Annotated in this window: 9 protein-coding genes; 8 read left to right on the forward strand and 1 reads right to left on the reverse strand. The window is 43.0% G+C overall.

Going from position 1 to position 8,689, the window contains the following annotated elements; genetic code table 11:
• The 6 genes from VF500_RS00165 to accC all read left to right on the forward strand — a co-directional run.
• A partial coding sequence (locus VF500_RS00165) for a flavin monoamine oxidase family protein (RefSeq protein ID WP_330857738.1) occupies positions 1 to 882 on the forward strand: 882 nt, incomplete at its 5' end.
• Positions 836 to 2,080, forward strand: a complete 1,245-nt coding sequence (locus VF500_RS00170) for a histidinol-phosphate transaminase (RefSeq protein ID WP_330857739.1) — start codon at positions 836 to 838, stop codon at positions 2,078 to 2,080. The genes VF500_RS00165 and VF500_RS00170, both read left to right, overlap by 47 nt.
• A gap of 112 nt (positions 2,081 to 2,192) precedes the next feature.
• A complete protein-coding gene (locus VF500_RS00175; protein ID WP_330857740.1) occupies positions 2,193 to 3,185 on the forward strand; it encodes a Hint domain-containing protein in 993 nt (330 codons plus the stop codon).
• Between the two features lie 166 nt (positions 3,186 to 3,351).
• Positions 3,352 to 4,194 carry an SDR family oxidoreductase gene (locus VF500_RS00180; protein WP_330857741.1) on the forward strand — a complete coding sequence of 281 codons (843 nt, stop codon included), beginning with the start codon at positions 3,352 to 3,354 and terminating at the stop codon, positions 4,192 to 4,194.
• A gap of 115 nt (positions 4,195 to 4,309) precedes the next feature.
• Positions 4,310 to 4,822, forward strand: a complete 513-nt coding sequence (locus tag VF500_RS00185; protein ID WP_330857742.1) for a c-type cytochrome — start codon at positions 4,310 to 4,312, stop codon at positions 4,820 to 4,822.
• 591 nt (positions 4,823 to 5,413) lie between these two features.
• On the forward strand, positions 5,414 to 6,898 hold the full coding sequence (gene accC, locus VF500_RS00190) for an acetyl-CoA carboxylase biotin carboxylase subunit (protein WP_330857743.1): 1,485 nt from the start codon (positions 5,414 to 5,416) through the stop codon (positions 6,896 to 6,898).
• Here the strand turns inward: accC and VF500_RS00195 are convergent.
• A complete protein-coding gene (locus tag VF500_RS00195) occupies positions 6,895 to 7,356 on the reverse strand; it encodes an NUDIX domain-containing protein (protein ID WP_330857744.1) in 462 nt (153 codons plus the stop codon). The genes accC and VF500_RS00195 overlap by 4 nt on opposite strands.
• Before the next feature lie 87 nt (positions 7,357 to 7,443).
• Between VF500_RS00195 and VF500_RS00200 the strand changes: the two genes are divergently transcribed.
• Together VF500_RS00200 and VF500_RS00205 are read left to right on the forward strand one after the other, a co-directional pair.
• Complete coding sequence (locus VF500_RS00200; RefSeq protein WP_330857745.1) at positions 7,444 to 7,941, forward strand: SRPBCC family protein; 498 nt, start codon at positions 7,444 to 7,446, stop codon at positions 7,939 to 7,941.
• An 86-nt stretch (positions 7,942 to 8,027) separates the two neighbouring features.
• Positions 8,028 to 8,612, forward strand: a complete 585-nt coding sequence (locus VF500_RS00205) for a riboflavin synthase (RefSeq protein WP_121224549.1) — start codon at positions 8,028 to 8,030, stop codon at positions 8,610 to 8,612.
• Positions 8,613 to 8,689 lie beyond the last annotated feature (77 nt).

An 8,689-nucleotide genomic window follows, 5' to 3' on the forward strand; every position in this document is an offset into this window, starting at 1 on the left:
GGCAAAATAGCCGATCCGCATAAACTGGCCGACCTATTGCACTCGGGTTTAATGGGCCCCGATTTTTATAATGTAGCCGAATATACCTACGAGCTACAGATGACCATGTTCCAGGCTGTTGGCGGTATGGATCAGTTAGCCAAAGCTTTGGAAAAGAAGGTGGCGCCATCCATAAAAATGGGAGCGGAGGTTACTGCTATTAATAACATAACCGATGGGGTGAAAATAATCTATAAAGATGCCACAGGCGAGCACGTGTTAAATGGCGACCTGTGTATCTGCACTATCCCATTGCCGGTTTTGAGTAATATCAGCAATAATTTTAGCGGTGATGTTAGTCGCGCTATTGATTATATCAGCTATAACCAAACCGGGAAGATCGGCCTGCAGTTTAAACGCAGGTTTTGGGAAGAGGATGAGCATATCTACGGTGGTATAACGCACACTAACAATGATTTAACGCAGATTTTTTATCCATCCTATGATTATTTAGGAAAAAAAGGTATCTTGATTGGATATTACAACTTTAACGAAAAAGCGCAGAAGATCGGCGCTTTAAGTTACGCCGAAAGGGAGAAGTTCGCGCTGGAAAAAGGCAGGCTCATCCACCCGCAATATGACAAAGAGTTTGAAAACTCGTTTTCGGTAAGCTGGCATAAAACCAAATATAATTTAGGCGGATGGGCGGTATACACTACCGAAACCCGTAAAACACAATACCCGGTACTGTTAAAACCCGATAAGCAGGTATATTTTGCAGGCGAGCATTTAACATACCTCAATGCCTGGATGGCCGGGGCATTTGAATCGGCCAGGAGTACAGTTGCCGCTGTACATGCCAGGGTTACTAACCAACGAACGCAATATCCGGTTCAGAAATAATATCAACATAAAAGCATTAAATACCACCACCATGTCAAGTACACTTAACCGCAGAAACTGGATCAAATCCAGCGCATTTATGGCCGGGGGACTGGCCCTTTTTTCAGGAACAATTGGCAAGCTGGCAGCCATGCCGGCCCGTGTATTTAAACCATTAAGCAGGGCATTAACCGATCAGGAGGCTGTTACCAACGCTGGCTTTGAATTAAAGGCAAGATTGTTGGCTAATGAAAACCCTTTTGGCCCATCACCGGCCGCAAAAAAGGCCATCCAGGATGCCATTGATAAAAGCTATCAATACCCTTTCATGACCCAGGGGACCCTGTACAATAAAATAGCCCAATATGAGGGCATCAACTACAATAATATCCTGATGGAATCGGGCTCGTCGCCACTATTACTGGCAGCAGCTATACATTACAGCAAAGGCGGTAAGAGTATCATCACCGGCGATCCGTCATATGATGACCTGCCATCGCACGCACAGCAACTGGAAGGTAAGTGGATCAAAGTACCCCTTACAGTCGATTACAAGCTTGATCTGGATGCCATGGAGGCAAAGATTGATGATAACACTGGCTTGGTATATATCTGTAACCCTAACAATCCAACAGCTACGATATTAGATACTGCTAAGCTGAAAGCTTTTTGCGAACGTGTATCTAAAAAGACAACCGTTTTTGTTGATGAGGCCTATATCGATTACCTGCCCGATCCGCAGGCCAGTACGATGATCAGCACTGTGAAAGCTGGAAGCAATGTTATTGTTGCGCGCACCTTTTCAAAGTTATATGGCTTTGCAGGTTTACGTTGCGGCTATGTAATTGCCCAGCCCGATACTATTAAAACGTTATCGATGTATACAACAGGGTTTTCGCTGGCGGCCACCACTATAGCAGGTGCAATTGCAGCATACCGCGAAGAAGCATTTTTAAAAGATGCCCTCGAAAAAACAATTGCTTCTAAAGAATACCTGTATTCGGTACTTAAAAAAGAAGGTTATGAATACATCCCTTCATCGGCAAACTTTGTGATGTTCCCGCTTAAAATGGACGGCAAAAAGTTTGTTGGCGAAATGATGAAACGTGGCGTAGGTGTTCGTAACTGGCAGTTTAACGGCAAGGACTGGTGCCGCGTAAGCATCGGCCGTATGGACGAAATGGAAGCCTTTGCCGATGCGTTTAAACAACTGTCTTAAGTGGTGATTAGAGATTGGAGGTTAGAGATTAGGAAAAAAGCAATCCAATCCCTGGTCTCCAATCTCTAAAACAACCAACCTCTAATCTCCAACCACTAATCTCTAAAACAAAGTGCGTAAACTTACATTAACACTACTACTAACTTCATCTCTTTATTTTGCCAAGGGGCAAACAGTAAACCCTCGTCCGCTTACTATGGATGAGTATAAAAAAGCACAGGCTTTTACTATAGCTAATTTGGATAACGATACCTACGTTAAGTTTGAAAATGCTTATGTATTGGATCGTTACGAAAGCCGTAAGCCTTATTTCATAACCGGATCTGACGGGCTAAAAAAACGTATAGACCTGTATAAACTGATAGCCAAAGAAGGCATGCAGGAAATTGGCTTGATGGTATTTTATACCAACGAAAAAGGAAAACTTTACAAAGCGCTTGTTCCTGATTTTACTGCCGATGGCAAGGTTTGGGAACAGTATTTCCTGGATATTGATAATATCAATAAAGTGGAGCAGAACTTTATCCTCAAGTTATCTTATGTACTGTCAAAAGAAGTTAGCTTTCAGCAGTATAAGGTACTTAATGGCGGCAAGGATCTGAAAGAGGAAGCAGCTACATATGGTAATGATATCTGTTTCCCCGGTGAAGAACTGGTAACTATGGCTAATGGCGATAGGAAGATGCTGAAAGCCGTGAAAAGCGGCGATGAGGTGATCTCGGTTGATCCGGCTACTAAAAAGAATATGGTAGTTAAGGTGAAAGAATTAACTACTCATGAGGCTAAAAACTATGCTATAACCCAACTGGTATTGGTATCGGCCCAAACAAAAAGTACTGCAGAGGGTAAAGAGGTTAAATTGAATAACAAAGTCTTACAGGCCACGCCCAATCACCCAATGTTAACCAAACAAGGTAACATCAAAATTGGGGAGGTAGCAATTGGGCAGGAAGTACTTTGCCTTAATGAGCAAACCGGTAAATACGAGGCTTTCACCGTATTGCAAAAAACAGAACACGCTGGTGGCGTGCAAAAAGTATATAATATTGTTGCTGATGGCGGCAGTACATTGCTGATGAACGGGGTAATGGTGATGCAGAAGTAGAATCTGGTTGTTACTTCCCGTGATGAAACTTACGAAGTTTTTAAAACTTCGTAAGTTTGGAAGGAAATGGGCGAGGGCATAAGCCCTAAGTAAAAACTCCATTACCCAGGCTCGTATGCAACAGAAATCGGTATCTTGCCCTTCTATATCTCCTGCATAAAGATCTATGCCAATAAAAACAACAGTTATTACCGGGGCTACCTCCGGCATTGGGAAAGCAACTGCCATGGCGCGTGCTGCACAGGATCATGCGGTTTACCTGCTGGTTCGTAATATCATTAAAGGAGAAGCGGTTAAGGAGGAGATCGCCACACAAACCGGTAATAAGCATATTTATGTGATCAAGTGCGATCTGGCCGATTTGCAAAGTGTTGGTGAAGCTGCGGCCGAACTTTCGCAAAAACTGATGGCTATTAATATTCTTATTAATAATGCGGGGGCTGGTTTCAGTGAAAGGCAGGTAAATAAGGATGGATTTGAAATGACTTTCGCTACCAATCATCTCGGGCATTTTTTGTTAACGACAAGTTTAATGCCTTTGCTTGAACGCGGACAGGCGCGCATTATCAATGTAAGCTCTGAAGGGCATAAATTAGGGAAACCCAATTTCGACGATCTGCAATCGGCTCAAAACTACTCATCTGTTAAAGCCTATGGCATGGCCAAGCTTTTCAATGTTTACTTTGCGCAAGCGCTTGCACAAAAGTTTGGCGATAAGGGTATCCTGGCATTTTCATTGCATCCCGGTGTTGTAAGTAGCAGTTTTGCTGATAAGCTCAAAGGTTTTGAAAAGATTTTGATGAAATTGGCCCGGCCCTTTATGATAACATCAGAACAAGGCGCCGAAACATCTATATATCTTGCAACAGCACCCCGCCTTGACGAATTTAATGGTCGCTATTTTAAAAAGAAGAAGGTTGCTAAAACAGCTGCTATAGTGCAGGATATCGCTGTACAGGAAAAACTCTGGCAGATAAGTGATAAACTGATCAGTAAATCAATGGTTTAGGTTTTGTAGGCGATTCGGTAATTATGAATTTACCGTGAATAATTCAATCATTTGCTTAAAAATGTTGCAACATTAAAACCAATAAGTTAATTTAGATGACTTAAACATGACAATTATGCCTGTTAACAAAAAACTATTAGTTACGCTTGGCCTGCTATCCGTAGTAGTGTTTGGCGCCATGACCAACATCAAACCACAGGACGAAGGTTTTAAGAACCTTAAAGTATTGCCAAAAAACATTTCTGGCGAGAACCTGCATAAGGTAATGGAAGATTGGTCGCATTCGTTGGGTGTGCATTGCAACTTTTGCCATGCCCGCAACGAGGAAACTAAAAAGATGGATTGGGTAAGCGACGCCAAGCCCGAAAAGCAAATGGCCCGCGATATGTTTAAAATGACGAGCAAGATCAACCAGAAGTATTTTCATGCCAAAAAAGATTCTTTGGGTATGATCATGCAAAGTGGTGTTAACTGTAATACCTGCCACCGTGGTACAGCTCATCCTGAAGTGATGGTACCAGATGGAAAAGGTCCGGGTGGCCCGGGAATGGGTCCTGGCCCAGGTGGTCAGCCAGGTCCGCCGCCGGGTGGTCCAGCTCCGGGCAGCCCAGCGCCAACCAAGCCATAATTGATAAAGTACATTATTTATAAATAAAACGTCTTTGGTAAAACCAAGGGCGTTTTGTTTTATAATGACTTATTATTCATTATATTTTTACTTTTTGCGTAAAAATTATGTATTTAACCGTTGAGTATATATTCTTTTTAGGAATAATTTTAAGCTGAGTTCACGAAAAGTTCATGTTTTGTAACTAATTTTATACAAAACAATAATTGATTGGTTTTGTATGAAAGTTTGTGTGGTGGATTACTATCAACTTTGAAACTTTAGGTATAAAACTGATGGGTTAGTTGTTACAACCTTTAATAACTATCATAATTAACAAATGACTGCGGAGTTTAGGATCAAGCCACAGGCGCCAGCTAATACATCAACAAATTCGGGCCAATTAACCTGCCGTAATTGCAAAACCCCGTTAAGCAGGATCAAACGGAGCGATCTGGCTAAATTTCTTCTTGTGGGTTTACCTTTTAAAAAATATATCTGTTATAAATGCTCCCGTAAAACCTATAGGTGGGTTCCTAAATAATATTTCAACAGTTTTTATAAGCAGTAAGCATATAGTAGGTTTTTCGGTAAATCAATTACATTTGTTTTATGCAGAAAATACTGGTTGCCAACCGTGGTGAAATAGCTTTGCGAATTATGCGCTCGGCGCGTGAAATGGGTATCAAAACCGTTGCCGTTTATTCAGACGCAGACCGTGATGCCTTACATGTGCGCTATGCAGATGAGGCAGTCAATATTGGCGAAGCCCCATCCAGTAAATCTTATCTTGTAGGTGAAAAGATCATAGCGGCCTGTAAACAAACGGGAGCCGTAGGTATCCATCCTGGCTATGGATTTTTAAGCGAAAATGCTGCTTTTGCCAGGTTGGTCAGGGAGTCGGGGCTTATCCTCATTGGTCCTTCGCCGGAGGCTATGGAAGTGATGGGCAACAAGTTATCTGCTAAAGCTGCGGCACTTAAATACAACATCCCAATGGTTCCGGGAACAGAGGAGGCTATTACCGATGTTAATGAAGCTAAAAACCGGGCAATTGAAGTAGGCTTCCCGATATTGATAAAAGCCGCCGCAGGCGGGGGAGGTAAAGGGATGCGTATTGTTGATGGCCCGGAAGAGTTTGAAGAGCAGATGCAGTTAGCTGTTTCTGAAGCTACATCCGCCTTTGGCGATGGTTCTGTTTTTATTGAGCGATATGTATCCTCTCCCAAACATATCGAGATCCAGGTTCTGGGTGATACACATGGTAATATAGTGCACCTGTTTGAGCGTGATTGCTCGGTACAGCGCCGCCATCAAAAAGTGATTGAAGAGGCCCCATCGGCAATATTAACCCCGGAGATCAGGGAAAAGATGGGGCGCTGCGCTGTTGATGTGGCCCGTTCTGTTAACTATACCGGTGCCGGTACGGTTGAGTTTATCATGGACGAGGCGCTTAATTTTTATTTCCTGGAGATGAATACCCGTTTACAGGTGGAGCACCCTGTAACGGAGTTGATAACTGGTATTGACCTGGTAAAGGAACAGATCAAAATAGCAAGGGGCGAAGCTATCAGCTTTAAACAGGAAGATTTAAAGATCCGGGGCCATGCTGTTGAATTGCGTGTTTATGCCGAAGACCCGGCTAATAATTTTTTACCGGATATCGGCACGCTGCAAACTTATATAACGCCTAAAGGCCCTGGTGTAAGGGTTGATGACGGCTTTGAACAGGGCATGGAGATCCCCATTTATTATGACCCTATGATAGCCAAGCTGATAACCTATGCTGATACGCGTGCTGAAGCTATTGACCGCATGATAAGGGCTATCGATGAGTATAAGATCACCGGTATTACAACTACACTGGGTTTCGGGCGTTTCGTGATGCAGCATGAAGCTTTTACTTCAGGCAATTTTGACACCCATTTTGTAAAAAAATATTTTACGCCCGAAGTGCTTCAGGAAAGTTATGAGGACGAAGCTATGGTTGCAGCAATAGTGATGGAAAAACTTTTAGGTGCAAAGAAGGTTTCAATCACCACACCAACTGAAACAGATAATTCAAGTAACTGGATTAAAAACAGAAAACAGATTTAATGATCATTCATTGCAGCGAGTTCGTCTATTAGCGCTGCTTGTGCCGGGTTGATCTTTATTTTTGCTATGGCTATATCAAACCAGGCCCCACGGTCAATTTCATCAAAGGTTTGTTTTTTGCCCGAGCGCGGCGGCCATTCTATTTCAAAAGTATTGCTTTTGATATTTTCCGCGTCGATATTGCCCTCAACAGCCCAGGCCTGTACTGTTTTGCCTCCTTTTTGCTTAATGGGGCTTAGCGCAGTAAAATCTCCGGTTATTTCATGCCCGGTTTCTTCCTGAAACTCACGTTTTGCTGCTGTCAGAGGATCTTCATCCGGCGGATATTCGCCTTTGGGGATTGACCATGAGCCATCATCTTTATTTTTAAAGAACGGGCCACCCGGGTGTACAAGAAATACCTGTAAGCCCTGAACTGTTTTTCGATACAATAAGATCCCCGCGCTTTGCTTTGGCATGTTTAAGATTTAAAGGCAAGTTAATGAAAGCCTTAATTATAATTGTTATTTTTGATACAAACACCCCGAACCTATATACAATTTATTATGGCAGACGACAGATGGAGCAAATTTAAGGTAACAGCTGATGTTGACATTGACGTACGCAGCATGTATGAAGCCTGGGCTACGCCCGAAGGGCTTGAAACCTGGTTTTTACGCAAGGCCGATTTTTTTGCCATAGCCGGCCGCCAGCGCGAACCGCAGGAGTTTATCAAAAAGGAAGACACCTATACCTGGCACTGGCACGGTTTTGACGATACCATTGTCGAGAACGGGCAGGTACTGGAAGCTAATGGTGCAGATTTTGTAAAATTTACTTTTACCGGAGGCACCATCGTGAGCGTTTCAATAACCTGTAAATTAGGTGTTGTGGTTGTTGAGCTGGTACAGGAAAATATTCCGGAGGAAGCCGATCCCGAAAAAAACCTTTATGTACAATGCCAGCTTGGGTGGACGTTTTATCTCGCTAACCTGAAATCGGTACTGGAAGGCGGTAAAGACCTCCGCAATAAGCGTAAAGATCTATTCTCGAGTTTCAAATAATTTCATTTACTGCTGACAAACCATACTGTAAAATATTTTAGCTTTGATGCCAATCAAAATAGCCCCTTCAATGGGCCGGGAGGTATATGTTTACAGGAATTATAGAAACTTTAGGTAAGATCACCGATCTGCAACAGGAAAAAGGCAACCTTAATATTACTGTCGAATCAGCTATATCACATGAACTCAAGATCGACCAATCGGTAGCCCACAATGGTGTTTGTCTTACCGTGGTTGCGTTGGCCGATGGCCTGCATGTTGTAACTGCTATTGAAGAAACCCTCAATAAAACAAACCTTGCCCAGCTCAAAGTTGGCGACCCGGTAAACCTGGAGCGCTGCATGCAAATGAATGCAAGGCTTGATGGGCACATTGTTCAGGGCCATGTTGACCAGGTGGCTGTTTGCACGGCTTTTAAAGAGCTGGATGGCAGCTGGGAATATACTTTTGAATATGATGCAGCAAGTGGCAATGTAACTGTTGAAAAAGGGTCTATCTGTGTAAACGGCATCAGCCTTACAGTCGTTAACTCACATGCCAATAGTTTCTCTGTAGCCATTATCCCATACACATTTGAGCATACCAACCTGCACAATGTAAAGGTTGGCAGCCAGGTTAACCTCGAGTTTGATATTATCGGCAAATACGTGGCCCGCTTAATGCAGCGCTAAATTCCTAAGGATTTAATACGCTCTCTGGAGTAGGCTATATAAGCTTTTTGGGTATCCTTTGGTTTACTTGCCAGGTA

It is taken from the genome of Mucilaginibacter sp. (assembly GCF_036383575.1).
Taxonomy (GTDB): domain Bacteria; phylum Bacteroidota; class Bacteroidia; order Sphingobacteriales; family Sphingobacteriaceae; genus Mucilaginibacter.